The organism is Spirosoma pollinicola, assembly GCF_002831565.1.
Lineage (GTDB): Bacteria > Bacteroidota > Bacteroidia > Cytophagales > Spirosomataceae > Spirosoma > Spirosoma pollinicola.
Genome location: NZ_CP025096.1, coordinates 5,523,760 through 5,549,765 on the forward strand (window position 1 = coordinate 5,523,760; position 26,006 = coordinate 5,549,765).

The following is a 26,006-nucleotide window of genomic DNA, read 5'->3' on the forward strand; positions in this document are numbered from 1 at the left end:
TAACCATAAACCATAAATCGAATACCTTTTAACTCTTTCGCTCCATGAGTTTAAAATCTACCTTTTTACTTGCCGGGCTGCTGGTCTGTAGCCTGATTTCGCTGGGACAGAAACCTGCGCCGGTAGGGCTGCAACTGTATAGTTTCCGCAACCAGTTTGCGAAGGATGTGCCGGGAACGCTGGCCAAAGTGAAAGAGATGGGCTTTCGGGAAGCAGAAATTGCCGGAACCTATGGCCTGAGTCTGGATGATTTTCGTAAACTTCTTGATCAGAACGGCATTAAAGCCATTAGCACAGGGGCAAGCTTTGAGGATTTGGATAATAACGTACCGAAAATCCTGACAGAAGCGAGAGCACTAGGCGTTAAGTATGTCGTGTGCACCTGGATTCCTCATGGAGGAGATGCGTTTACTATTTACGATGCCGACCGGGCCATCGACGTGTTCAACACGGCTGGGAGACTATTAGCCCAGAATGGCATTACGCTCTGTTACCATAATCATGGGTACGAATTTCAAACCTACAAAGACGGTACTTTTTTTGACTACATGGCAGAGAATCTTGACCCTAAATCGGTTAGTTTCGAGATGGATGTGTTTTGGGTGAAAGCGCCCGGTTATGACCCGGTTGCACTGTTGCAGAAATATCACAAACGGTTTCTGCTGATGCACCTGAAAGACCGTAAACCCGGCACGCCCGATAGCAACAACGGGCACTCCGACGTGGAGTCGAATGTAATTCTGGGGCAGGGCGATGTAGGTATTGCCGCGATTATGAAACAGGCTAAAAAGTCGGGTGTGAAACACTTCTTTATTGAAGATGAATCGTCGCGCTCGATGGAACAAATGGCTCCAAGCCTAGCCTTTTTATCGGGTTTGTAACAGGCGTTTAAACGCAAACGGCGCAAAGAGCGCCATTCTTTTCACTGCGTAAAGTCTCTATTTCTTTTGTCCGGCGTAGACTTCCCGGTAAGTAATACCCTGGTCGGTGTAGGAGTAATCAATGGTGAACGTTTTCCCGTCCGTAGAACCTATTTTATTGGCCCCGTAGTAAATGTCGTACGGGGATGTGGTCCCCTTCAGTTTCAATTGACCAAACGTGTCGTTAAAATCACTAAACCCTGTCTGTTTGATGGTATAGGTTGTATATACGACCGTTGCCGAATCCCGCCGGACCGTAATTGCACCTGATACGGCCGCTGCTCCAGTAATAGGAAGCGCAAGATTATAGATACTAACGCCCGCCGAATCATACCGCAGCGTGCTCATTTCATAGGTCCCGGCCACTTGGGTAGCTGGATCGCTTGGAGCAATGTCATTTTTTTTGCTACAAGCGGCAATAATTACTGTAATAAGGACAAGCAGGGCGTATCGTATTTTCATCGCTAATTACCTTTTTTAGTATATACGCTATTTTACAACCTTTGGTGGCGTCAAACAAAAACTATTTAAGAAACGGCTTTACAAATGGCTAAGATCTGATCGGTTACTCGCTTAATATCCTCCAGCTCATGAAAAGCACTAATCACAATACGAGTATTGGCCCGGTGGGCAGCGGTTGGATAAGCAAATGAGTAAATTAATATACTGTGCTGTAGCAAGTCTGCATACAATTCATCGTGTTCTGTGAAGAAAACCGGGTAGCCCTCAGCATGTTGAAAAAGCCCGGTGGGCAGCAACAGTTCTTCGGCCAGTTGTATGTTCCGTTGCAGTCGCTCGTAACCTTCGGCATACAAGTTATCGGCCTGTAAGTAAGCGTCCAGGCAGGCGGGGACCATCGGCGAGCAAGCCCCAAAAAAGGCCGTCTGACGTATCGTTTTTATCGTGTCGGCATCGCCAAAAACCATTCCTCCCGGCAGGCCCATTCCCTTGGCCAGCGAGCCGGTCCCTAACAGGCATATTGGCCCACCAGCCCGGCTCGGATTTCGCGGAATCTGCGGCCAGATACCACGTCCATTATTGAGTACACCCAACCCATGCGAATCATCGACAACCAGCGTAATGGGCCGGTTGTCGGGTAGGTTGTTGACCCACTCGAAATTGTAATAGTCTGAACAAACCGCATCGAGTGAGTTGGTTAGAATAGCCACCGGGCCGGGCGGCAGAGCGTTTACAAGATCGGGGAGTTGGTCTATCCAGTCGGCAAAGGACAGTTGGGGTATAGTAACCGTGGGTGCATGCCAAAGTGCCGGATGGGCATGAGGAGCATACAGGAAACTGGCAGTCTGACTCCGCAGCCAGTTTATGATCACCTGCCCGGCCATCATCCCCGACGAGAGCGTCAGGGCGGCTTCGGCTCCCGTTCGGGCGGCCAGTTTCGCTTCGGCTTCTTCGTAGACGCCAATGCGTACATTACCATTTCGGGAGCTGCCAAAAACAGTGCCGTAGCGGTACATACTCTCGGTCATTAACCGATGAAAAGTTGGGTGCTGGGGTATGCCCAAATAAGCCGTACCACTAAAAAAAAGATACTCTTGACCGTTGTGAGCTATCGTTCGGTTGGGCAGTTGATCTATGTGAAAAATCTCACTCATTCGCTTGTCAATAAATTCACCCCTGTGCCATTTTCAGTGGCGTAAACGACTTTGCCATAGTCAAATGTAACGCCCGTGGCGGGGTCGTTGGCAATAAGCATCGCCCCATCCAGATCGGCATAATCGAGCAGTGGAAGCAGTTGCGCTATGGCCGAAATACCCACACTCGACTCGGTCATGCAGCCAACCATAACCTGTAAACCCAGTTCGCGCGCACGACTGATCATACGCCGGGCGGGTGTCAGCCCTCCACATTTGGTAAGCTTGATATTAACGCCGTGAAAGTAGCCTGCGCACCGGTCAACATCGCTTTCAACAATGCAACTCTCATCGGCAATGATGGGCAAGGCACTCCGTTCATAGACATTTTTTGCCCCATCCCAATCATCGGCGGGGAGTGGCTGCTCAATAAATTCAACACCTAATTGCTTCAATACCTCCGATTTCCGGATGGTATCGGCGGCTGTCCAGCCGCAGTTGGCATCGACCCGAAACACCGCATCGGAATATTCCCGAAGGCTGCTCACGAGCCTTATATCCATATCGGGCCGCCCTAATTTTATTTTGTAGAGCGGCCAGGGGCGTTCCTGCATTTTCTCAACCATCCGTTGGGGCGTGTCGAGCCCAATCGTATAATCTGTAATCGGGCTATTGGCCGGGTTCAGGTTCCAGAGTTTATAGAGCGGTTGGTGCTGCCGTTTGGCCCATAAATCCCATGCCGCCTGATCGAGCGCACAGAGGGCAAATGGGTTTTGGGCCAGAAAAGGCTGCATATCGGCCCAGAAGGTTTCCGGGTCTGTGAGGGAGGACGTTTCGACACGATTGCGAATCGCTTCGAGCGCGGCCACCATGCCGTCAATGGTAATGCCATAATAGCGGGTGGCCGTGGCCTCGCCAAACCCGCTGTACTGGCCATCGCGCAGTTCCACGATTAGTGTTGGCTGCACGTCGCGGCTATCATGCGCAATAGTAAAGGTGTGATTCAGGCGCAGATCCACCCGATGAAAGAGCAATTGCATTCGGTAAAGATAGAAAAAAGGGAGGCCCTTACAATTCCACTAAACCGTGTCGCATCGCTTCCAGCACCATGCCTACGCGCGTTTTGACGTTCATTTTCTGGAAAACAACTTCGCGATAGCCATCTACGGTACGCGGACTAACGAACATTTTTTCGGCTATTTCACTATAAGTCAATTCACTACACGCGATTTTCAAAAATTCAAGTTCGCGACTATTCAGGTTAAAGGGTAAATTATGGCCATTTTCGGCAGGAGCGTTCAGGTTCCGAATGAGCTGTGTTGTCAGGAAATCGGAATAATAAAAACCCTTGATCATGATCTCATCCAGCGCCCGTCGAAATTCTGTTGGGCGGCACCCTTTAAGCAGGTACCCTCTGGCCCCATTTCGTATCATCTTGACTATGTGCTCTTCGCGATCATCCATCGACAGGGCCAGCACTTTTATGGCCGGATATAACTGCCGAAGGCAAAGAGCGGTCTCAAACCCGTCCATTTCCGGCATGCTCACGTCCAGCAAAACAATGTCAGGAAGTTGGTTCGCAAGAGCCAGTTGATCGAGTAAATCGCGGCCATTTTCGGCCACGAGCAACACATCATACTCCTCAAACTTGCGGATCATATCAGACAAAGCTGCCGCTACTAAATGGTGATCATCAGCAATGGCTATTGATACGGGCATAGGATTGGTAACGTAGATGTAAATTGCTAGCTGAAAAATAGAAAGCTAAACCTAACCACACAATACCCTATTAAACTATTTTAACCTAAAAAGAATCAATTCTATCTCTTTAGTATACTATAAATATACATTAGTACTAATAAAAAATTACAATGTTGATATAACCACGATTGACTATCGTTGCAAACTATTGGCTGCGAGGCATTCGGATGTCAACGCGGGTGCCCGCTCCGGGTTGGCTGGTAATCACACAGGTTCCCCCGAGCAGCGTGGCCCTTCGGTAGAGATTAGTCAAGCCAGATCCTGCTTCATCAAGTTGCCGGGCAGTGGCTTTCTGAACACTAAAACCCCGGCCATCATCGCTGATTGTCAGGATAAAACTATCGGATTTAAAGTCGGCCAAAACGTGTAAATTCTTGGCCTGAGCATGTTTAAGGGCATTATTAAGTGACTCTTGCGTCATTCGGAGCAGGACGATTTCTACCTGTTCTCCCAGTATATAGGGTTCTCCTAGAGTACTTAATTCGGCCTGTATCCGGCCAGTTCGTTGAATCCGCTCCAGTTCGAGTGTTAGGCTGGGCAATAGACCAAACCGACGAACGGTATCGTGGTCGAGTGTTTTGGATAGTGTACGAACGTCAGCAATAACCGTTCGGACCAGATCCCGGGTTTGCAGAACAGCCGCCTGCTGGGTAGGTTCAGCGACCTCATCTTCAAGGGCGTTCAGGCGCATAACCACTACGGTGAGCAGTTGCCCAACGTTATCGTGCAGGTCATTGGCAACCTGCTGAAGCGTCTGATTCTGAATCTCGATCTGTGACTGGAGAAGTTCGCGCTGGTAGAGGTTCTTCATCTGCTCTTTGTCTTGCAGATAGCGCATATACTGGCGTTGATGCATCAAAACGAAAGCAATGGGTGCCAACGTGATGAGCAACAAAAATACCGTAGCAATACTAACGAGTTCTATCTCTCCGGTAAGGTTTTGCATCGCATACCAATAAAAAAGTAAACGCACATCACCAGAAAAACGGCATTATGGATTTTCCATACGATACCGATGTTGACCAAATTACGGCTTACCAACGTATTGTAGGTTAGGAAGATAAAGAAGTTGCTGGCGTAATACGTGAAGATACCGTTGACGTACCAAAAATCCCTAACCTTTAAAATATTTTCCCTGGGCTGGCCAGATAATTGTTGCCCATAATAGGACAAGCAGCCAAGGGTGATTAATGAACTAACGGCTCCAAACGGCACACTGGTAAAAGTACCTACTGTACTCGATACCTGTAAGGTATACATTAAGTTTAGTTGATACAGGCTAACAAGGCCCATGATGAGCCGCTTCAGTACTGGCGAGGCATAAAGCCGGGCGAAATACAGCGATAAAATGAAATAAGACCAGGAAAAATTGAGGGAGTAAGCAAATAGATTATCCCTTTCTAGCTCATTCAGGAGATTGGCATAGCCGTTAAAAAAAAACTGACAGCATAAATAACAGACAATATAATCCCTCCCCGGTCGACGCATCGTGGAAACGGCCATGATGAGCAACAGCAGAGGAGGGACTGTATCGAAATAATCAATGGCTTTTGCAACGAATGGCCACATTAGAGTAAATCAGCTATTTGATACGTGGACAACATGCCGGTCAACCACAACCGGGAGGGCGAGGGCAACCGTTAATTTCCGAGCCGCCCTTTTCGCTAACATCGCCCGTTTTTTGACAACGGGCAATAACCGTTGCCGGAAAAATACTGTCTTTGCCCATGCTAAAAGCCAGTTGGACAAGTACCTCATCCTGATCATCCGGAGATTCGTCAATCAACGCCTTCAGTCTTACTTTATTGAATACAAATTCTAACATAGCAGTGAGGTTTAAAAAAGTTAAGGCAATAGTTTCAGGAAGCTAACAAGGTCGGGTAGGAATTAAAAATAAAATTGATGCGATTTAGTCAAAGTTTTACAGCTAGTCCATTGATTATCAATTATTAAAACCAATTTAAACAAGTATTCTCAGAATAAATACGGGAATTTTCCCGTATCCGTTACCGTAATTCTCCCCCCTTATAATGGGCAATTCTCCCCTATCCTTTTAGTCCTACATCTATCATCTTTGTAGAGTTATTTCTATCTACATCCACCCACATCACCTTCCTGATAATACAGACCGCCGGGTATTTACCCGGCGGTCTGTCTGTGTTAAGCCCTATTTGTAGCGCTAGAAAGCTGAGGCAACGTCGATCTAACTGGTGATCTTCGTGCAGAAGACAATGACTGAGTCGTAGAAGTAGCGATTGAACTGTTATCTTTGTGAATTACTTCGATTTAGCAATTCTCCCGCTATGAAATTTGGCGTTGTTGTATTTCCCGGCTCTAACTGCGATCAGGACGCAGTAGACGCCCTGGAACTGATGGACCAGGAGGTCGTAAAACTCTGGCATAAAGATCATGATCTGCAAGGCTGCGATTTTATTATCCTGCCCGGCGGCTTCTCCTACGGTGACTACCTGCGCACTGGTGCTGTAGCTCGCTTTTCGCCAATCATGAATGAGGTGATTGCCCATGCTAACCGGGGCGGCTACCTAATGGGTATTTGCAATGGTTTCCAGATTCTGGCCGAAGCACGTCTGGTTCCGGGGGTTCTGCTACAGAATAGTAGTCAGAAATATGTTTGTAAAAATATCTACCTGAAACCCGAATCGACCGACGCTTTGCTGACGGCTGGTTTAGATAAGCCAGCCTATAAAATCCCCATTGCTCATGGCGACGGGCGGTATTTTGCCGATGCTGATACGTTGAAAGCTTTGAACGACAATAACCAGGTATTGTTCCGCTACTGCGACGAGACTGGAGCTGCTACCGAAGCGGCCAACGCAAATGGTAGTCTGGAAAATATTGCGGGCGTAGCCAATAAAAACAAAAACGTTTTTGGTATGATGCCCCACCCCGAGCGGGCTGCCGACTCTGCTCTTGGCAATACCGACGGACGGTTAATTCTGCAACAACTTCTAAAAACGGTGTTGGTATAACAGTATCAGGAGTGAGAAGTGCTGACGCGCCGAATGGCTTCTACTCCTCACTCCTGATTCTATCACTTAGGCCTTCGCTTCTTCAAGCACCGGATAATCGGTATAGCCTTTCTCGCCGGGTGTATAGAAAGTCGAGAAGTCGGGCTGATTTAACTCAGCACCCGTTTCCATACGTTCGACAAGATCAGGGTTGGCAATAAACGGCCTCCCGAAAGCGACCAGATCCGCTTTCTCATTCGCCAGCGCATCCTCTGCCCGCTCGGCATCATAGCCTCCGCTTAAAATAAGCGTACCGGTGTATTTATCCCGAATAGCGTCTACTATAGCCGGATCGACCGCTGGGGCTCCCATCGACAAATGATCGACAAGGTGAATATAGACAACGAAGTCCGATAGCTTTTCAGCTACGTAATGGTAGATCTTATCGTCGTCTGGTGAGTAAGGCATATCATTAAATACGCCGTAAGGCGACAACCGGATACCGGTTTTTTCTTTGCCAATAGCGGCTGCTACCTGTTCGGCAACTTCCAGGGCAAAGCGGGCATTATTTTCGGCAGAACCGCCATACTCGTCGGTTCGCTGGTTTGTTGTTGACCGTAAAAACTGCTCAACCAGATACCCGTTGGCACCGTGGATTTCTACACCATCAAAACCGGCTTCAATCGCATTTTTTGCTGACTGCACAAACTCCTGAATTGCATCTTTGACCTCCTGGGTCGACAATGCCCGGGGAGTTGGATGGTCCAGCATCCCGTCGGTATCGGTATAAATTTGTCCAGCCGCAGCAATAGCAGAGGGAGCGATAACCTCGCCACCTTCATGCATGTTGACTGGATGGCCAACACGCCCACTGTGCATCAACTGAGCAAAAATCTTCCCGCCTTTTGCATGAACAGCATCCGTAACGTTTTTCCACCCGGCTATTTGTGCGGGTGTATACAGACCTGGTACACGAGCATACCCATTACCATTTGGCGAAGGCGCGATGCCTTCGGTAATAATCAGGCCAGCCGAGGCTCGTTGCGCATAATACGTACTCATAATGTCCGTTACAGCATGATCTGTTGTTGCCCGGTTCCGGGTCATGGGAGCCATGACAATATGATTCTGAAGTGTTAAGTTGCCCAGCGTAGCCGCCGAGAAAAGTTTTTGTGCCATCCAGATAAGTCCGTATTACTACGGGTTTAATTTTTGTATACGGACAGAAAACTGATTTAAATATTTAAAAGTTTAAATGTTTTTGGCAAAATTTTTACGTCAGCTTCGAGAGGAAAAGCGATAATTGGCGGGTTGTGTCTTTATTCAGGCGCAGATATATGTTTCGGCCTTCTTTATCGGCAGTCACTAATTCACTCTCCGTTAACAAACGGACATGATGTGACACGCAGGGTTGCGACAAACCCGTCAACTCCTGAATATCAGATGAGGTCATCCTTTCCCGCTGAGCCAGTTCCAGTAAAATCGAGAGCCTGTATTTATCGGCAATAGCGCCGGTTGCCTTTTCACATGATTTAGCGTCCATACTACAAACCTAACAAAAAACTACCCTTATGGCATAACCTTCCGCCTGATCGCTGGTTAATAGAGGACAACAAAACACTCAATGATTATGGAAACGCAGCAACGATTGCAGGGAAAGAAAGTAGCGATTCTGCTAACCGATGGATTTGAACAGGTCGAAATGACCGAACCACGCAAAGCACTACAGGACGCTGGTGCCACAACGCACCTCATCGCTCCGAATGGCGGTGAAGTAAAAGGATGGGACGAGACTGAGTGGGGCGACAGCTTCCCGGTTGATTTGCCCCTCGCCGGTGCCGACCCGAACCAGTACGATGCTCTGTTACTACCGGGTGGCGTCATGAATCCGGATAAACTCCGCACAGAACCTAAAGCGGTGCAGTTTGTGAAACATTTCTTTGAAGCCCATAAGCCGGTTGCGGCCATTTGCCACGCGCCAATTATGCTTATTGAGGCCGATGTAGTGAAAGGACGTAAATTAACTTCATACCCGTCTATCAAGACCGACCTTATCAATGCCGGTGCTAACTGGGTCGATGAAGAAGTGGTAACGGATCAGGGTCTGGTAACCAGTCGCAAGCCCGATGATATTCCCGCCTTCAATCGGAAGATGATTGAAGAAATCCGGGAGGGCAAGCACCAGGGCCAACACGCCTAACAAGAAAGGATGAGTCCTAATAAATACTCACCCTAATTTGCAGTAGTTTATGTCAGATTGTTTTTTATCATGCTGGAACGCCAGCCCGGTGCCGAAGGAAGCATCTTCGGTAGGTTGCTTCGGCACCGGGCTGGCGTTCCAGCATGACAAAAAACAATCTGACATATTTTCACAGAGCTCCTTATAAAGCTGATCTTTCAAAATATTCTCTTTATTTAGGCCTTTCGTCGCAGAATAGCGCCTAACATCCTAAACAAGAAGAGAATGAGTATCAGAATTTGGCTACTGGCTTGCGGGCTTTTAGCGCAAAATAGCTTTGCTCAAATCAATAACCTGCCACTATATAGGCCTACACCTGTTAAAAGCGACTGGCTAATTACACCCCTTACGCAGAAAGCCGGGGTATTTCAGGCCAACAACGGTAAAGACCTGGTTTTGTCAAACGGCCTGCTCACACGCCGGTTTCGAGTAAGTCCTAATCTGGCAACGGTCGATTTTCAGAACCTGTCTACGAATGAGCAGTTTGTGCGTTCCATCCAACCCGAAGCACGGGTAATTCTGAATGGTAAAGCGTATGCCGTTGGCGGTCTTTACGGGCAGAAAGAACATGCCTATCTGCGTGAGGAATGGCTCAACGGATTTACAGCCAATGCCGCCGATTTTCAATTCAAGTCGTTTACGGTTTCGGCATTAACACCCTACATCAACTGGCAGTCACGCACCTGGACGCAGAACCGAAAGCAGGCCGCCGGTCAAGAATTGACGTTGCGGTTTACTTCCAGCCAGCCTGAGGTGCAGGGCGTTGAGGTAATCGTCCACTACGCGCTATATAACGGCATGCCAACCCTGTGTAAATGGGTAACGATTGAGAACAAAAGCCAGAGACCGCTCCACATCAATCAGGTTATCAACGAGATACTGGCCACGCCCGAGGAAGAATCTGCCGTAGTTGGAAAGCCCGAGCGGATGAAAAAACCGCAGCGAATCTATGTCGAAAACAACTTTGCGTTCAACAACGCGATGCGGTACGACCTCTCCGATCAGGCCACGCACTGGAAAACCGATTCGGCCTACACCTCACAAGTCAATTATAATTATGAGACGCCCTGTCTGTTAGAAGTGTACCCCACACTCGGCGTAGGCATCGACCTCGACGCAAGCCAGACGTATACGTCTATTCGTACGTATGAACTCTTACTGGATAGCTACGACCGCGAACGCAATGGGCTAGCCCGGCGGCAATTCTACAAGACGGTAACACCCTGGACAACACAGAATCCAATATTCATGCATCTGGTCAGCACAGACCCGGCCACGGTAAAACGGGCCATTGACCAATGTATAGAAACAGGTTATGAGTTGGTGATTCTGAGTTTCGGCAGTGGGCTGAATATGGAAGACGCCAGCGACGCAAACATCAAAAAATTCAAGGAGCTTGCCGATTATGCCCACGCGAAAGGCATCTTGCTAGGCGGTTACTCGCTGTTCAGCAGCCGCCGGATCGACGACGAAACGGACGTGATCGACCCCAAAACCGGACTGCCCGACAAGGGGGCTTTTTTCGGACATGCGCCTTGTCTGGCAAGTCAGTGGGGCATCAACTACCTGAATAGCCTTAAGAAATTCATTACCGAAACGGGCTTCGACTTACTCGAACACGACGGCCCCTACCCCGGCGATGTGTGTGCATCGACCAAGCACCCCGGCCACAAAGGACTGGCCGATTCGCAGTGGGTACAGATGGAGATGCAGAAGAAATTTTACCGGGACCTGAATGAAAAAGGCGTGTACATCAACGCCCCCGACTGGTATTTTATGGACGGTACCAACAAGATCGCATTGGGTTATCGGGAAGTCAATTTTTCACTATCCCGCGAACAGCAGAAAATCCTGAACCGGCAAAACATCTTCGATGGCACCTGGGAGAAAACGCCAGCGATGGGCTGGGGCTTTGTGCCGCTCACCAAATACCAGGGCGGTGGTCCCGAAGCCGTACTCGAACCCCTCAGCGAACACCTCACCGACTACAAACAACTAATGATGCAGTATTATGGAGCCGGTGTACAGGCCTGTTACCGGGGCCCGCGTCTCTACGATACCGAAGCGACTAAGCAGACCGTAAAGCAGGTTATTGACTGGTACAAAAAATACCGGCTTATCCTCAACACCGACCTTGTTCACCTCCGCCGACCCGACGGCCGCGATTGGGACGGTTTCCTGCACGTGAGCCCCACAGGTAAAGAGAAAGGGCTGGTCATGCTGTTCAATCCGCTCAAAACAAAAATTATCCGGACCATCAAACTGCCGCTCCATTACACCGGTCTACGCGAAACGGCCATGATTCGGCAGGGCGAAGGAAAAGCGAAAGCGTATAAACTGAATCGGAATTATGACGTTGAACTGATGGTGGAGATCGAGCCGGAGGGTTATGGGTGGTGGGTGGTGGAGTAAGAGGACGCTAATTTAGATTAAGTCGGGGAAGTTGGCGCGTACCATAGCGGAATAGAGGTGTTTCCTCTTTCCAACCTCTTTGAAATGAGCACGGCATTCCATAGCCGTTTCTGTATCTCCTTTTGCTGCCTCTTCTAAAAATCGTAGCGTTTTTAGATAGGAAAGCCGCTCTTCTAATAATGCTGGGCGGTTTAGCCCTGTTCGTTTGATTGTTTCGGCACCTTTTTGAGAACCATTTTTTGGTTTGATGATCTCCGCTTCAAACACTAAATGGTCGTCAATTACATCGAGCGCCGGATGCAGAATCAAACTTTCTTCCAGTGTGTAGTCGTCATTATGCGAATTGGCCCGCTTACGTTCGTCGGCTAGTGGAAAGTAGTTCTTCTTGTATGTCTGGTTGCACACCTGACAACAGAAAAACAGGTTGCTGAAATCATAGGCCAGCCAATAATAGCCAGGCTTTATTAACGCCTGCATTTCATCAATTTGATAACCCGCTTTAGGCCGAAAATGCTCGACATCACCGTGCGAAATATGAGTAATTTTGGCTTCGCAGAAACAACATTTATTATGCTGAATTTCGATCAGTGCTTCTTTTACTGCTTTATGACCATAAATAGCTTTGTTAAACGCAAAGGTTGTCTCTCCCTTATCAAATAAAGCCTTTAGCGCATCTGCTGCCTGTTCCCCTCTGCCTTTACTCGCTAAAATTGATGGTATTACTACGGCGGACTTGTCAATTTTAATCACGAGTTATTTGCTCAAAACTTTACCTATTAGTTCAAGTGCTTTTAAGGCTTCTTCCGACTCTGAAGCCTTTAGCTGACCGAGTTCTTCTTCCAGTTGCTCCAGTTCTTTATCTTCTTTTTCGGTTCGGTTATCTTTCAATAACAACGCTCGTCGGCGTTGCATTTTATCTTCTGCTTGTGGCGGTCTGGGGCTAATGCCGCCAAACAAATCGCTGCTTAGAATCTGGTCAACACGCCAGCTATGCACGTCTATGCTATCAGCGACCACCGTTTCGTTCCCCTCACGCTTCAGTAAAATAATGTTTGCATCTTCTGCGGACTGAACAATCAACGGACTATGCGCCGTAACGATGAACTGTGTATTTGGAAAGGTTTCGGTCAAAAATTGAATGATAGTCCGTTGAAATTTCGGGTGCAGGTGTAAATCAATCTCATCAACCAGACAAACGGCGGGTTCAGCAAGTGGAGTTTTACTATTAGGATAACGGTCAAGCAATCCTTTGGCAAAGTCAACCATCCAGGCAATAAGTGTTTTATAGCCAAGACTAAGTTCATGAAGGCGCACGTTTCCATAATGCGTTTTCAAATATACTTTGGGTACCCCGGTATCGGCATCAATGCTTAGATCTAGAACTTCTTCTCGCAGAACTGTTAGAATTGTTTGCTTTACTAGGTCGTAACGAGTGCGAAGATCTGTGTTCTTATATGCAACATAATCAGCTTGTATTAACCACTCTTCTGCATTAAGAAGATTTTCAGTATCATCAAATAATGTAATAAAAGATCCCTCAGAAGCTTCAGATATTCCAGATTCACCTATTCTTCGAGAAGCTCCATACGTAAAAACAGTAGGCTTAATTTCACCTGGCTCCAACACATTTATGCGTTCATCTTCTATAGTAGTAGCGGAATAGACAGTTGGATATGTATTATCATCAGCATGAAATTCCTCTTCTGCTTCTTCACTTATAAACAAAGTCAACAATGCATGTCTATTCTTTTTTTCTTCCTTTACAAATTCATCAGTCTCAACATTGATATCCGCTACCAAATAATCTTTTCTAAGTAACGAGTAAAAGTCAAATGCATATCGACTTAGATTATACTTCTCGTTTACTGCTAAAAATAACCCCTTCAACACCGTCGTCTTCCCCGTTCCATTATCACCCAAAATCACATTCCAGCGGGCGGCATTGCCGTCTTTATCGGTGAAGTTGATCGTCTGCTTCGTGCCGAAGGAACGGACGTTTTTGAGCGAGATGCTCTTGAACCAGACGCGGGGATTTTCAGTAGCCATACTTCTTAAATTTATATTCACTCAGTTGTCAGCGTTCCACTGACCCCGGACGGGACGTCCAGGCTACTCTAAAACAATGTAGGCGAAGATACCGAAATATCCCCGCCTAACCGTAAACCGTAATCTGTAAACCGTAATTCTACTTCTTCAGCTTATTCTCAAACAGGAACACGCCGTTCTTGTTGGCAATGACGATGTCGGGTTTGCGGTCGCCGTTCATGTCTTGTGCTACGATGTTGAGGCCCGCGCCGGAGTCGTTGTCGATGATGTGTTCTTTATAATAGGGGGCCTTTCCGGGCGTAAACTCGAACCACATCAGGATACCCGGATCACTGTCGCCGGGGTCGCGGCCGTGGTGGGCCAGAAACCGCTTGCCGGTAATGTAGTCGGCACGGCCATCGCCGTTCAAGTCGGCCATGATGGACGAGTGGGTTTGGGCGGTGGTGTTACTCATCAGGTGGGTTTTGAAGTTAATACCCCCCTGCTCATCGGCAACCTGCTCATGCCACCAGACGCCAAGCTGATGCGCCGATGCACTGACGACATCATTTTTACCATCACCGTTCACGTCCAGCACCTGCATGTGCGAGCAGGGTTCGCCCAGATCGGCCGGGTGAAATACCCAATCGCCGGATGTTTTGTCAGCCGTTCCTTTAAACCAGCCCTCCCGAATTACAACGTCTTTGATACCGTCTTTATCTACATCGCCATAGCCAATTCCGTGCGAAAATATCTCGGTTCCGGGCACATTTTCTTTACTCAGCGGATACCGTTTCCATTCTGTTTCGCCGGGTTTAGACGGTGGTTTCAACCAGACAATCTGCTTTTTAGCCTTGTCTCCGCAAAGAATATCGATCCGTCCGTCGCCGTCTATATCAATAAACCCCGGCGACTCATTAGCGATCCCTACCGAATCGGCAATAATGTGCTTTTTCCATGCGCCTGTAGTAGATGCACCCGACTTACTCTTCGGGTTCTCGAACCAGAAAGCGGATTTACCGGGAAAGTCAATAATCACTACATCGTCCCAGCCATCCTGATTTACATCCATACCCATATTCAGAAATGACTCGCTGTATTCTTTTCGGGGGTCGAACGTGCGGGAAGGAGCCATCTCGTGGCGGGTCCAGTTGGGAGCTTCAAACCAGTAATAACCGGCAACGATGTCCATGCGCCCATCTTTATTCAGATCGGCAACGGCCACACCCTCCGAAATGAAATCGCGGGTGAGAGTGGTCTTTTTGAAATCGCCCGATGGTACGACTGGAGTTGCCGTCGCCCGTGCTGGTGTATTATCAGCCTGCTGTTGGCGCACCTTAAACAGCGGTTTTGTCTCCTGACCATATGCAGTTGTCAGACAACAGGCGAGGAGTAAGATGGTTATACGTTTGGTCATGGTCATGGTGAGATCTATCATCTCTATGGCTACACCCACCGGAGGCTACGCCCCCGGCTATCTAAAGTCAACCCCTACGGGGTTGTTAAGTACTAGTCAATCACATCATAACCCCGTAGGGGTTGACTCCGGATAACCGGGGGCGCAGCCCTCGGTGGGCGCAGCCCTCCGGTAGAGCGTCGCCCACAGCCCTCGGATACAGGCAGCCCCCGGTCGTAGGCTAGCTACAGCCCTCACTCTTCCAGCACCCTGGCAATCAGTTCCTGAATTTCGTGATTTTCGTGCGAGTGATCCAGTTTTCCCACACGCTCGTTCAATTCCTTCAGTAGTTTCTTTGCATCGTCTGTACCGATGGCGCCGATGCGCTGAATGGTGTAAGGCAACTGCTTTGGCATCTTCGATTTCTGAGCCATTTCCAACGCCCGTTTCATGTCGATAGCCGCCAGCGGTTCGGATGCATACCACACCATCAGCGGCAGGTTATGATCGTCTTTATCCTCCGACTTCTGAACGAGCGCATCCATGACATCCCATCGTTGAGCCGGTTCCAGCCGAAGCATGGCCGAGGTCAGGTAAAGCCGAACGAGGGGGGAGTTGTCATTTTTTGCCAGATCAGCAAACCGTTTCAGGGTTTCGGGCGAAACGTTCTTACTTTCTGCCAACAACTGAATGGCCCAGCTTCTGACGTAATCGTTTTCATTGGCCAGCAAATCTGTCAACTCTTTTTCGTTAAGCCCTTTCGTAACGTGAAGTGCCCACAAGGCGCGGAGTTTCCGAGTAGGATCGGGGTTTTTCGCCAGCATCTCTTTCAGGGCTTTGTGCACCTTTTTGTTCGGACCGCGCTCCTGCAAAAGCGTTCGAGCCTGCCGGACGTACCACTCGTTGGGGTTCAGCTGGTAATTGACCAGTTCCATGTCCGAGGCTTTAGCCAGATCGACCTGTACCCATTTGTCGTTTTCGTGGGTGATCTTGAAAATGCGGCCCATCGTTTTATTATGCACGTCCGGGTTTGGACTGTGGCACTGGTTCTTGTCGTACCAGTCGATAGCCCATACCGAACCGCTGGGGTCGTATTTCATATTCAGCCATTGCGACCAGGAGTCGTTCATGGTCAAAAAATCGGGTTTGTGGGTAACCATATAGCCTGAACCAGCCCGAACAGGGTGGTCATTATTCAGCTTGGCCCCGTTGATGTTGTTCATGAAAATGTCGTTCCGGTACTCTTTCGGCCAACTGTCGCCACCCAGGTAAATCATAGCTCCGGAGTGTGCATGGCCGCCACCCGCCGATGCCGACCGGAAGTTTCCGGCATGAGGGCCACGTTCGCCTACCCAATGCACGTGGTCGGCGTGGGTTTTAATGTCGTCGTAGGTGTAAGGGTTGAAATGCTTGCCCGCCTGCCGGAAGTATCGCCCGCCCTGTATCATATTGTACATATGCGGAATCACGCAGGCCGTTACGAACGCGTGGCCGTAATCGTTGAAATCGAGCCCCCAGGGATTACTGGTACCTTCGGAAAATAGCTCAAATTTTTGCGTGGTCGGGTGAAAGCGCCAGACACCAGCATTTAATTTCGTCCGCTCGGCGTCGGGTGCCCCCGGCTTGCCAACGTTGGAGTGAGTAAATACGCCGTGCGTGCCATATAGCCAGCCATCGGGGCCCCAACGGAGGCTGTTTAGTACTTCGTGGGTATCGTCGGTGCCCCAGCCATCGAGCATTTTTTGGGGTGGGCCACTGGGTTTATCGTTCTTGAAGTCGGCAGGGATAAACAGCAGGTATGGAGCCGCACCGAGCCACACGCCCCCCATGCCGACTTCAATGCCGCTAACCAGATTCAAGCCTTCGGCAAAGACCTTCCGGCTGTCCAGCGTCCCATCGCCATTGGTGTCTTCGAGAATAAGAATGCGGTCACGACCCTGTCCTTCCGGTGCCGGAACGGGATAAGTGTGCCCCTCAACCACCCAAAGCCGCCCTCGCGGATCTGTTGTAAAACAAATCGGTTTAACCACATCCGGTTCTGCCGCTGCCAGCGTGATTTTGAACCCCTTTGGCAGGGTCATTACTTTGGCCGCTTCGATACCTGACAGTCCGGCATGAAGAACGGGGTCCAGGGGTGGCAGAATGATAATATCCTTTTGATTCAGTTCATTATCGAAAACAGGCCGCGTCGGATAAAACAGGAAATCATCAAAATTGATGTGCGCCATTTTATCATTTGCGATGTATGGGATCTGCGAAATACCGGTCTCATTGTCGATGATTCGGATAAAAATTTCCTGATTCTGGTAGGGAGTCAAATCAACCACAACCGGCTGAAGCGTAGCCCGACCCTGTCCGGTACTGTGAAAAATAACCTTATCTGTTCCTGCTTGTACGAGTTCGACCCGCGTATCCTGCAATGCCCCACCCGACACCTTGAATGCAGCAAACGGTTGCGTAACCGTAAAAGGAACCGAGGTCAACGTGCCGGTTTGTTTATAGTTTACCGTACCTCCACTGCTCAGAAAGTACTTCCCGTCGAAACCAATATGCATCTCTTTATCATGTACCGGCGATGGGTCCTGATCGATAAGTGGGTTGGTAAAGGCATCGCCGGTAGCGGTCCAGTCAGCTAGTGTACCCGTTTCGACGTTCAGATTTAGCGGCTTTCCGTTCTTCATGGGCAACTGTCCGGCCACAGTGGCGGTGGTTAGTGAACCCTCCACGACCTCGAAATTGCCAACCATACCAGCCGCGCGGTGTCCCGGCACAGAGCAGTAATACGTATCGCTTTTATCAGCTGTAAACGTAATGCTGGTACTAGCCCCCTTATCGTTGATCGACTTACTTTTGAGACCGAGTTTCTCCAGGGAAATGTCGTGCGTCATCTGCTCACCGTTGGTAATTACAATCCGTACACGGTCGCCTTTGTTAGCCTTTAAAGTCGGGTTTCGGGCTCCATCCTTCGAAAAATAGCCCAGCATAGTTGCCTCCATCGCATACTCCCGGTCGACCTTGTCGGTGGATTGGGCAACTGGTTTGGCTTTAGTCGATTGGGCCAGGCCTTGCGGGCTGGACAATGCGAGAACAGCATACACAATAGGGACGAATAGATAGAGCCTGTTCATTAGAAGACGTCGTAAGCTGGTGATTGTAAAGTAACTAGATACACGTTTGACTAGGAAACTATATGATTTAGTTTTCCTACTGATTGAGTGTGGTATTAGTTTGATGTAAGCACCACCCCCAACCCCCTCCTAAAACAGGAGGGGGCTCCGTAACGGGCTACCCTTCTTAAAGCCCCCTCCTGTTTTAGGAGGGGGTTGGGGGTGGTAAAAGGTTGGGGGTGGTAAAGCCTTACAACTCCACTATCACTAAATCCCGAAATTCAACCTGGGCAACGCCCCCGCTATGAATCTGAACGGCAATGACACCTTTCTGGGGAATCTTGCTATCCTTCTCGATGTAGTCGCAGGTTTTCACGCCGTTTATGTACAGTTCATGGCGGTTGCCTTTGCAGCGGATGATGTAGCTGTTCCAGCCCTCTTCTTTCAAAAGGTGTTTGAGCGTTCGCAAGTCGCCACCGACAAGTTTGCCCCGACGGTGTTCGTCGTACAGATCACCCCAATAGCCATTGCCCATATCGGCCTGATAACCAAATATTTTGCCACCCTCCAGCACCGACCGGTATTGAATACCACTATTGATCATGCCTGTTTTGGGGTCGCCGTACAGGCGAAACAGACACCGAAATTCAAAATCGCCATATTCCTTTAGGGTATGCAGGTAGGTATTTTCGGGTATTTTATGAACGCCATCACCGCTCTTTATCAGACTATCGGCCACCGACCAGAGTTTTTGATGAGCCGGGTCAACCGTTTTCCAGCCGGTCAGCGTTTTGCCGTCAAACAACGAAATAGCCTTCTCCGGCGACTGGGCAAAAATAGGCAGACTAGTAAAGGCTTGCCCAGCTACACTAACAAATAGGATAACCAGCTGGCTCACTAGCAGCGGCCTGCGAGAAGAAAATAATGGCGATTTAGGCGTTGTGGACTTCGCTACAGAAGCATCCAGCCAAATACGGCCTGACGTAAGTAGTACATAAATTTGCCGGATTGATTTCATGGTTCAATAATCTAGTGAATGTTACAAAGCCGGATAATTTTTAGCGGTATCGTCCAGCACCAATACCCAATCCTGACCGTAGCCCTGCGTTGGTGGTTTAAACTGGACTGGCTTCTGATTATCGAATGTATTCGCCGATTGCGTTTTGCCCGAACGTGGATCGAACCAGGTTGCGGTAACCGTTTTGCCCGAAATCTTTCCCGGATTCACCGTAAACGGCTTCCCGGCAGCTGAATAGATAAGGGCATAATCGGTGCCCCGCGTGGCCTGAATCCGTTCAGATGGGTTCAGGTTATTTTCTACAATGAGCGACTGGTCGGGCACACGATCGAGAATGGGACGGGCTGTCATTAATCGCTTAACATGTTTCATCTGATTGGCACCAGATAAGTCGAGGGCTTCCTGCCAGAAAATATGCGGCCCATTAACCGCAGGCCGCTTTGCACTGTACATCTGCCAGATGTCGTGGCAGCCATAGGTGTGTCCATGAGCACCCGCAAACAAATCAAGATACGCATACAGGCGAACGTCATAGGCATTGGAGGTGCCTAAGTCTTTGACGTTAAAACAAACCGGATGATCTTCGTAAATTGGTTCGGCATCCATCGTCGGTTTTGTGGGCTGGTTATTGTACGACACAGTAATATTATCGTACATCGGCGTATCGCGGCAATGCCCGTTTTGGTGCATATTGAAATCGAACCACGCATCGCTTTTAAACCACTTCGACGCCCCTCCGTTCAACCCGTTGGGTTGTGGGTGATAGGTCATGAGGGCTTTATCGGTCCCGCCCACGGCCTCCTGAATGCCAGCAGCCATTGCCCGCCACAGCTCTACGTCAGTCGAACCATCGCGCGGCTGACGATCGCCACCCAACACCCAAACAATGTTTTCGCGGCTTTTGTAGCGATTGCCCAGATACTGTCCATACACCTTCGCGTTGGACGGGTTAAAAATTTCTGGCCCTTGTCCCCAGCTACTCTTAAAGATCTTATCGCCCCAGGTAGGTAGAAAAGCGATGACAAGTCCATACTGAGCGGCTTTGTCAATAATATAGTCAACGTGGTTGAAATAGGCTTCGTTTGGCTTTGTAGGGTCATTGTCTACGAGCGGCACCTCGCCATAAGGATTCGGTTCTTTTAGGCCATCGAACTCGGCCAGGGCTACAGCCTGCACAACAGTAAAGCCCTGCTCGGCCCGATGTTTGAGATATTGATCGGCTTCTTCCCGGTTAAGCCGGTGAAACAGTTCCCAGGCGGTATCGCCCAGCCAGAAAAACGGTGTACCATTTTGATGAACCAGATACCGTTTATTATCCGAGACTTTCAGCCGCCCGTTGGCGAAGGGTTTTTGAGCCAACACAAAACCAGACAGGCAGGTAAACAAAAACAGGAAAACAGACTTCTTCATAAGGTTTAGAAACAGGAAACCAAAAGGCCATAAACCTATTTCTTATACTCCTGTTTCTTATAGCTTAGCCCGCGGTCTATACTCCTTATATACTGTCGTATCCAACCCTGTTATTGACGCTTTAGCATCCCTATGCAGAAACTCGATACTGTATCTTTGTGCTACCAGCAACTAGCAAACCATGCAAAAGATCACGACATTCCTAACGTTCGACAATCAGGCGGAAGAGGCCGCCAATCTGTATACATCTATATTCAAAAACGCAAGTATCGGTCGTGTTAGCCGCTACGGCGAGGGAACTGTCCTATCGGTCAATTTCCAGATTAATGGGCAGGAGTTCGTCGCCCTGAATGGTGGCCCGCATTTTACCTTTTCCGATGGTATTTCCCTATTCGTCAACTGCGAAACACAAGAGGAAGTGGATGAGTATTGGGATAAACTCTGCGAGGGAGGAAAGCCCGGGCAATGCGGCTGGCTGAAAGACAAGTTTGGTGTATCGTGGCAAATTGTCCCTTCCGATTTAGGCAGGCTTCTGGGCGATAAAGACCCCGAAAAATCCAAGCGAGCCATGCAGGCGATGATGAAAATGAGTAAGATTGACATCAAAGCACTGGAAGAGGCATAAAAATAGTCTGTACAAAGCGAAACGGGCAGGAAACACTTTTTGAAAGGTATCTCTTACCCGTTTCGCTTTGTCACCCGTATTCTTCCGGCCACTCCGCCCCTGAACTTATCCTTCGTTAGCGGTAGCTGGTTTATAATTCTGTACGACGATACCACAGGCGAAGGCTTGCGATTTTACCAGTTCAAGGTTCAGTCTGTTTTCCAAATTACTAAAGATAGGCATTCCGCTGCCTAACGCCACCGGGTTGACGAAGAGGTGATAGTCATCGACCAGATTATTCTTAATCAACGACGACACAAATTCAGCACCGCCGTAAGCAATCAGGTCGCCACCCGTCTGCACCTTTAAGGCGGTAACTTCTGCAACCAAATCGCCTTGACTCAGCGTCACATTCTTACCTTCAATACGTTCCAGCGTACTTGAAAAAACGATTTTATGCGAGTCATTCATTTTATGGGCACCAGCATCGGCTGTTTCAGGATTTTCAGCCCTTGATTGCCAGGCACCAATGAATCCTTCGGCTAACTTTCTACCTAACAAAATGGTCTCAACTGGCTCGGTGAGTTCCTTGACATACGTCATCAGCGCATCATCCCAATTCCATATTAGCCAATCCATTTCACCATTCGGTCCGGCAATGAACCCATCTACTGAAATCTGTACCTGCAGTTTTAACTTTCTCATGACTACCCACCGTTTACGTATTATCCAGGTAAAAGTAGGGCGTCAGTCGTTTTAAAAAAATCAACAATAAGTAATGCAACCAGTTTCTATCGTATGAGCGAATCACCAAAATACTGGATCGTGGTAGCGTCAAAAGATCATGTGATGCGAGGAGTTTCTGGAGGCTTTATGCAAGCCAACCACGGAAAACAGGCTCCTCTAAAACGGATGAAGACAACCGACTGGGTGATTTTCTATTCACCCAGGCAAATTCTGGAAAGTGATCAGAAATGCCAGTCATTCACCGCGATCGGGCGAGTAAGCGATGATGCTATATATCAAGTTGCCGTGTCGGAGGATTTCGTCCCTTTCCGGCGCAATGTGACATTTCAGGCGGTTAAAGAAACGTCCATACTTCCCCTAATCAATGATCTTGACTTTATACCGAATAAGAAGTCATGGGGCTATCCGTTTCGATTTGGCTTCTTCGAAATCGGTAAACATGATTTTGACTTGATTAGCAAAAATATGCTAGACAATAATAAAGCGGATTGATTTCCAGAGATAGGTGAGTAATGTAGAATGAATAATGCCCGAATTACGCTTCTTCCGTCTGTAACTGTTTCTCGTACAGCTCACGGTAGGCTCCATTTTTGGCCAGTAATTCTTCCTGCGTACCTTCTTCAACTACCTCACCCTTATCAAGCATGATAATATAGTCGGCCAGCTTCGCAGACGACACGCGGTGCGAAATCACCACCGAGGTGCGATCGGCCATAATACGCTGCAGGTTGTTTAAAATGATGTTTTCCGTATTTGTATCCACCGCCGAGAGGCAGTCGTCCAGAATCAGAATTTTAGGGTCGCGGGCAATAGCACGGGCAATACTCAACCGTTGCTTCTGCCCACCCGATAGGGTTACACCCCGCTCGCCAACACGGGTCTCGAACTGTTCGGGAAATTCCAGCACATTCTGGTACAGATCAGCATCACGGATAGCTTGTTCTACGCGCTCCTGCGGCAGGTCGGGCTTGCCAAAGCGGACGTTGTTGCTGATGGTTTCCGAGAAGAGGAAAACATCCTGCGGCACGTAGCCCATCTGCTCTCGCAACGAGGTCAGGTTGTAATCTTTTAGTGGAATTCCATCCACCCTGATCTCACCGGACGTTACATCATACATCCGCGTCAGCAAGTTAGCCAGCGTACTTTTGCCGGAACCGGTTGTTCCCAGAATTGCCACTGTTTCGCCCGCCCGAACATGCATCGAGAAGTTTTTGATGGCCTCAATACCCGAATCAGGATAAACGAAGCGAACATTCTTAAACTCGATTTCGCCCTTAACGGTATGCTCGATATTCTTCTGCGATACGATGTCGGTCTTGATGTTCAGAAATTCGTTGATGCGTTGCTGAGAAGCAGCCGCCCGTTGGGTTTGGCTGGTTGTCCAGCCAAGGGCCATAACCGGCCAGGTCAGCATGTTTACATACAGAATGAATTCCGTAATATTTCCCGGTGTGAGCCGTCCGGCCAGGATTTCCTGCCCGCCCACAAAAATCACCAGTACGTTGCTTAAGCCTACCAGAATGGCAACGATGGGAAAAAACAGGGAATCGACCCGCGTTAAACTCAATGATTTACTCCGATATTCGTCACTTTCCAACTCGAATTTTGCGGCCGAATTATCTTCCTGAACGAAGGCTTTCAATACGCGAATCCCCGAAAAAGCTTCCTGCACATAGGTCGACAGCCGCGACAACGACCGCTGTATTTCTTCTGACCGGCGAATGATAATATTGTTGACGATATAAATTGCGACCGACAGAATGGGCAGCGGCAAAAGCACGTATAACGAAAGGCGGGCATTGATGCTTACCATGTAGGTGATAACCAGAACAAACAGCACAATCAGGTTAAGCCCATACATGATACTTGGTCCTACATACATCCGAACCTTACTGACATCTTCTGAGATACGCGCCATCAAATCGCCGGTATTGTGCTGACGGTAGAAGCTCAGCGGCAACGTTTGATAGTGATTGTAAATCTCGTTTTTCAGGTCATATTCAACATGGCGCGACATCACAATAAGCGTCTGCCGAACCAGGAATAAAAAGAACCCTTTCAGCAAAGCCAATACCAGCGTAAGCACGCCAAACAGCAAAATACTGAATGCAAATACATCGTAGAGGGATGATTGCAGGGGCGATTTATCGTACAGATAATAGACGTCAAGCGTTTCGCGCACTAAATCGAGGGCGTACCGAACCAGTTGAGCCGGAAAAATACCGAACAGATTGGAAATCGCGGTAAACAGCGTTCCCAAAATCAGGTACCATTTATACTTAAGGAGGTATTTGTTGAGGTAAGAAAGTGCTTTCACAATTTAACCAACGGCGTTTTATTTCTAACCGCCCCAAACGGCGAAAAGTTGCAGGAAAGGGGAGTGAGTGAAGTAGGTAGAGTAAGTGCAGTAAAAGCCAATTGTTCATGCGCTCGTCCCATTCACTTCCTCACTTTACTTACTGCCCTAATTTCACTCACTCCACCTTTTTACCCCTCGACTTGCCTTTTTACTGGAAAAACCGTACTTTTGCACCCAATTCAAGAAGTTCTTTTCTTACTGGTAGCAAATAGATTTTAGGCGGGATGCTCAATAGGCGACTACTCCGAATAAAGGTCATGCAGGCGTTATATGCGCTTCGGCAGGCCGAATTCTCCAATCAACAACTAGCCATAGACGGCATTAATGATCTCTTCCAACCCGACCTGAACTCGATGTTGCCGCAGAATAAGCGACAACTCGAAGGCTACCGTAAACTGGCCGGTCTTCTGTTCGAAGAGGCCATCAAAAAAAACCAATCTGCTCAGGACGACGAAGCACCCCGTAATGTGCTCAAAGCAGCTAATGATGGGTTTGTATTCTACCAGATTCGTACCAGAAAAGATCGCCAGCACCTTGCCCAGATGATGCTGAAGCAGGTAAACGGCATCTACGACGATTATTTACTGGTTATGCTCCTGCTTGTCGAACTGGGTCACGCAGCCCAAATTGACAGTGAGCGTCAATACCGCGACGTCGACGAAACCCCCTTTCCATTTGAGTCGAATCTGGGCGATAACGCCGTTATAAAGGCGCTTTCTGAACACCAGCCCCTCACGAACGAAGCCGTTCGGCACGGAATTTCCTGGGTCGATGATCTGGGTTTTGTGCGTAAGGCGCTGCGCGAAGCCCTGAAAACAGACGATACCTACCGCGCTTACTGCGACCAGCGCACCCACACCGCCGACGAAGACCAGGCGCTAGCCCAACATGTGCTGCGTACGCTTATATTCAAACACGAGGTTATTCGCGATCACCTGTCCGAAATTGACCTGAGCTGGGCAGAAAATAGTGAAGTGGTGCGGGGTCTGGCCATCCGAACGTTAAAATCGGCACAAAGCCCCACGGGTTTACAACTCGAACCGCTCACCGACGATTGGGAAGAAGACGAATTGTTCCTTAATACGCTGTTCGAGCAATCGATCGAAAATGATGCTGAGTATGAGCAGCTACTAGCAGATCAACTCCAGAACTGGGATGTTGAACGGGTAGCGATGATTGACAAAATCATTCTTAAGTTAGCCGTTTGCGAGTTGCTCAGTTTCCCAAACATTCCGGTCAAAGTAACGATTAATGAATATATCGAGCTGGCAAAGTCGTACAGTACGCCTAAAAGCGGTAAATTTGTCAACGGTATTTTAGATAACCTGTCTGAAAAGCTAGTCGCTTCGGGGCGTTTGCGTAAAAGCGGACGAGGGTTGTTGGACAATAAGTAAAGGAGTTTACGGTTTGAGATTTACGGCGGTTCGTCGCACAATGATCCGTCGAT

At 48.6% G+C, this 26,006-nt stretch carries 24 protein-coding genes; 7 read left to right on the forward strand and 17 right to left on the reverse strand.

The window, feature by feature from the left end; all coding sequences use genetic code 11:
• Positions 1–44: 44 nt before the first annotated feature.
• On the forward strand, positions 45–881 hold the full coding sequence (locus CWM47_RS23275) for a sugar phosphate isomerase/epimerase family protein (RefSeq protein ID WP_100990573.1): 837 nt from the start codon (positions 45–47) through the stop codon (positions 879–881).
• Between the two features lie 57 nt (positions 882–938).
• On the opposite strand, the gene CWM47_RS23280 is transcribed toward CWM47_RS23275, so the two are convergent.
• The 7 genes from CWM47_RS23280 to CWM47_RS23310 all read right to left on the reverse strand — a co-directional run bounded on the left by CWM47_RS23280 (position 939) and on the right by CWM47_RS23310 (position 6,098).
• On the reverse strand, positions 939–1,382 hold the full coding sequence (locus CWM47_RS23280) for a hypothetical protein (RefSeq protein WP_100990574.1): 444 nt from the start codon (positions 1,380–1,382) through the stop codon (positions 939–941).
• A gap of 65 nt (positions 1,383–1,447) precedes the next feature.
• On the reverse strand, positions 1,448–2,533 hold the full coding sequence (locus tag CWM47_RS23285; protein WP_100990575.1) for an aminotransferase class I/II-fold pyridoxal phosphate-dependent enzyme: 1,086 nt from the start codon (positions 2,531–2,533) through the stop codon (positions 1,448–1,450).
• Positions 2,530–3,552, reverse strand: coding sequence for a dipeptide epimerase (locus tag CWM47_RS23290; RefSeq protein ID WP_100990576.1), 1,023 nt, complete (start codon positions 3,550–3,552; stop codon positions 2,530–2,532). The genes CWM47_RS23285 and CWM47_RS23290 overlap by 4 nt, the downstream gene beginning before the upstream one ends.
• Before the next feature lie 28 nt (positions 3,553–3,580).
• Positions 3,581–4,231, reverse strand: a complete 651-nt coding sequence (locus CWM47_RS23295) for a response regulator transcription factor (RefSeq protein ID WP_100990577.1) — start codon at positions 4,229–4,231, stop codon at positions 3,581–3,583.
• A gap of 187 nt (positions 4,232–4,418) precedes the next feature.
• Complete coding sequence (locus tag CWM47_RS23300) at positions 4,419–5,219, reverse strand: sensor histidine kinase (protein ID WP_170069443.1); 801 nt, start codon at positions 5,217–5,219, stop codon at positions 4,419–4,421.
• A complete protein-coding gene (locus tag CWM47_RS23305) occupies positions 5,195–5,842 on the reverse strand; it encodes a hypothetical protein (protein WP_100990578.1) in 648 nt (215 codons plus the stop codon). The genes CWM47_RS23300 and CWM47_RS23305 overlap by 25 nt, the downstream gene beginning before the upstream one ends.
• Positions 5,843–5,882: 40 nt before the next feature.
• Positions 5,883–6,098: a hypothetical protein gene (locus CWM47_RS23310; RefSeq protein WP_100990579.1), complete on the reverse strand. Its 216-nt coding sequence runs from the start codon at positions 6,096–6,098 to the stop codon at positions 5,883–5,885.
• Positions 6,099–6,576: 478 nt separating this feature from the next.
• Between CWM47_RS23310 and purQ the strand changes: the two genes are divergently transcribed.
• Positions 6,577–7,263: a phosphoribosylformylglycinamidine synthase subunit PurQ gene (gene purQ, locus CWM47_RS23315; RefSeq protein WP_100990580.1), complete on the forward strand. Its 687-nt coding sequence runs from the start codon at positions 6,577–6,579 to the stop codon at positions 7,261–7,263.
• A 66-nt stretch (positions 7,264–7,329) separates the two neighbouring features.
• Here purQ and CWM47_RS23320 read toward each other — a convergent pair whose 3' ends face one another.
• Both CWM47_RS23320 and CWM47_RS23325 read right to left on the reverse strand, forming a co-directional pair.
• Complete coding sequence (locus CWM47_RS23320) at positions 7,330–8,421, reverse strand: alkene reductase (RefSeq protein ID WP_100990581.1); 1,092 nt, start codon at positions 8,419–8,421, stop codon at positions 7,330–7,332.
• A gap of 94 nt (positions 8,422–8,515) precedes the next feature.
• Positions 8,516–8,785 (reverse strand): ArsR/SmtB family transcription factor, encoded by a 270-nt coding sequence (locus tag CWM47_RS23325; RefSeq protein ID WP_100990582.1) that lies wholly within the window; start codon positions 8,783–8,785, stop codon positions 8,516–8,518.
• Positions 8,786–8,872: 87 nt separating this feature from the next.
• Between CWM47_RS23325 and CWM47_RS23330 the strand changes: the two genes are divergently transcribed.
• Positions 8,873–9,442 (forward strand): type 1 glutamine amidotransferase domain-containing protein, encoded by a 570-nt coding sequence (locus CWM47_RS23330; RefSeq protein WP_100994009.1) that lies wholly within the window; start codon positions 8,873–8,875, stop codon positions 9,440–9,442.
• A 264-nt stretch (positions 9,443–9,706) separates the two neighbouring features.
• Entirely contained in the window at positions 9,707–11,893 is a 2,187-nt protein-coding gene (locus CWM47_RS23335; RefSeq protein WP_100990583.1) for an alpha-galactosidase, read from the forward strand.
• Between the two features lie 12 nt (positions 11,894–11,905).
• On the opposite strand, the gene CWM47_RS23340 is transcribed toward CWM47_RS23335, so the two are convergent.
• The 6 genes from CWM47_RS23340 to CWM47_RS23365 all read right to left on the reverse strand — a co-directional run bounded on the left by CWM47_RS23340 (position 11,906) and on the right by CWM47_RS23365 (position 20,849).
• Positions 11,906–12,643 carry an HNH endonuclease family protein gene (locus tag CWM47_RS23340; RefSeq protein WP_100990584.1) on the reverse strand — a complete coding sequence of 246 codons (738 nt, stop codon included), beginning with the start codon at positions 12,641–12,643 and terminating at the stop codon, positions 11,906–11,908.
• Between the two features lie 3 nt (positions 12,644–12,646).
• Positions 12,647–13,939, reverse strand: a complete 1,293-nt coding sequence (locus CWM47_RS23345; protein ID WP_100990585.1) for an AAA family ATPase — start codon at positions 13,937–13,939, stop codon at positions 12,647–12,649.
• A gap of 139 nt (positions 13,940–14,078) precedes the next feature.
• Positions 14,079–15,335 (reverse strand): FG-GAP repeat domain-containing protein, encoded by a 1,257-nt coding sequence (locus tag CWM47_RS23350; RefSeq protein WP_100994010.1) that lies wholly within the window; start codon positions 15,333–15,335, stop codon positions 14,079–14,081.
• Positions 15,336–15,568: 233 nt separating this feature from the next.
• A complete protein-coding gene (locus CWM47_RS23355) occupies positions 15,569–18,442 on the reverse strand; it encodes a PVC-type heme-binding CxxCH protein (RefSeq protein WP_100990586.1) in 2,874 nt (957 codons plus the stop codon).
• Positions 18,443–18,671: 229 nt separating this feature from the next.
• Positions 18,672–19,439 carry a 3-keto-disaccharide hydrolase gene (locus tag CWM47_RS23360; protein ID WP_100990587.1) on the reverse strand — a complete coding sequence of 256 codons (768 nt, stop codon included), beginning with the start codon at positions 19,437–19,439 and terminating at the stop codon, positions 18,672–18,674.
• A 21-nt stretch (positions 19,440–19,460) separates the two neighbouring features.
• Complete coding sequence (locus CWM47_RS23365) at positions 19,461–20,849, reverse strand: glycoside hydrolase family 140 protein (protein WP_100990588.1); 1,389 nt, start codon at positions 20,847–20,849, stop codon at positions 19,461–19,463.
• A 181-nt stretch (positions 20,850–21,030) separates the two neighbouring features.
• Between CWM47_RS23365 and CWM47_RS23370 the strand changes: the two genes are divergently transcribed.
• Positions 21,031–21,474 (forward strand): VOC family protein, encoded by a 444-nt coding sequence (locus CWM47_RS23370; protein WP_100990589.1) that lies wholly within the window; start codon positions 21,031–21,033, stop codon positions 21,472–21,474.
• 105 nt (positions 21,475–21,579) lie between these two features.
• On the opposite strand, the gene CWM47_RS23375 is transcribed toward CWM47_RS23370, so the two are convergent.
• On the reverse strand, positions 21,580–22,158 hold the full coding sequence (locus CWM47_RS23375) for a dihydrofolate reductase family protein (protein WP_100990590.1): 579 nt from the start codon (positions 22,156–22,158) through the stop codon (positions 21,580–21,582).
• Between the two features lie 93 nt (positions 22,159–22,251).
• On the opposite strand from CWM47_RS23375, the gene CWM47_RS23380 reads away from it, so the two are divergent.
• Positions 22,252–22,692 carry an EVE domain-containing protein gene (locus CWM47_RS23380; protein WP_100990591.1) on the forward strand — a complete coding sequence of 147 codons (441 nt, stop codon included), beginning with the start codon at positions 22,252–22,254 and terminating at the stop codon, positions 22,690–22,692.
• A gap of 43 nt (positions 22,693–22,735) precedes the next feature.
• On the opposite strand, the gene CWM47_RS23385 is transcribed toward CWM47_RS23380, so the two are convergent.
• On the reverse strand, positions 22,736–24,517 hold the full coding sequence (locus tag CWM47_RS23385) for an ABC transporter ATP-binding protein (RefSeq protein WP_100990592.1): 1,782 nt from the start codon (positions 24,515–24,517) through the stop codon (positions 22,736–22,738).
• Positions 24,518–24,816: 299 nt separating this feature from the next.
• Between CWM47_RS23385 and nusB the strand changes: the two genes are divergently transcribed.
• A complete protein-coding gene (gene nusB, locus CWM47_RS23390; protein WP_100990593.1) occupies positions 24,817–25,953 on the forward strand; it encodes a transcription antitermination factor NusB in 1,137 nt (378 codons plus the stop codon).
• Positions 25,954–26,006: the final 53 nt, after the last annotated feature.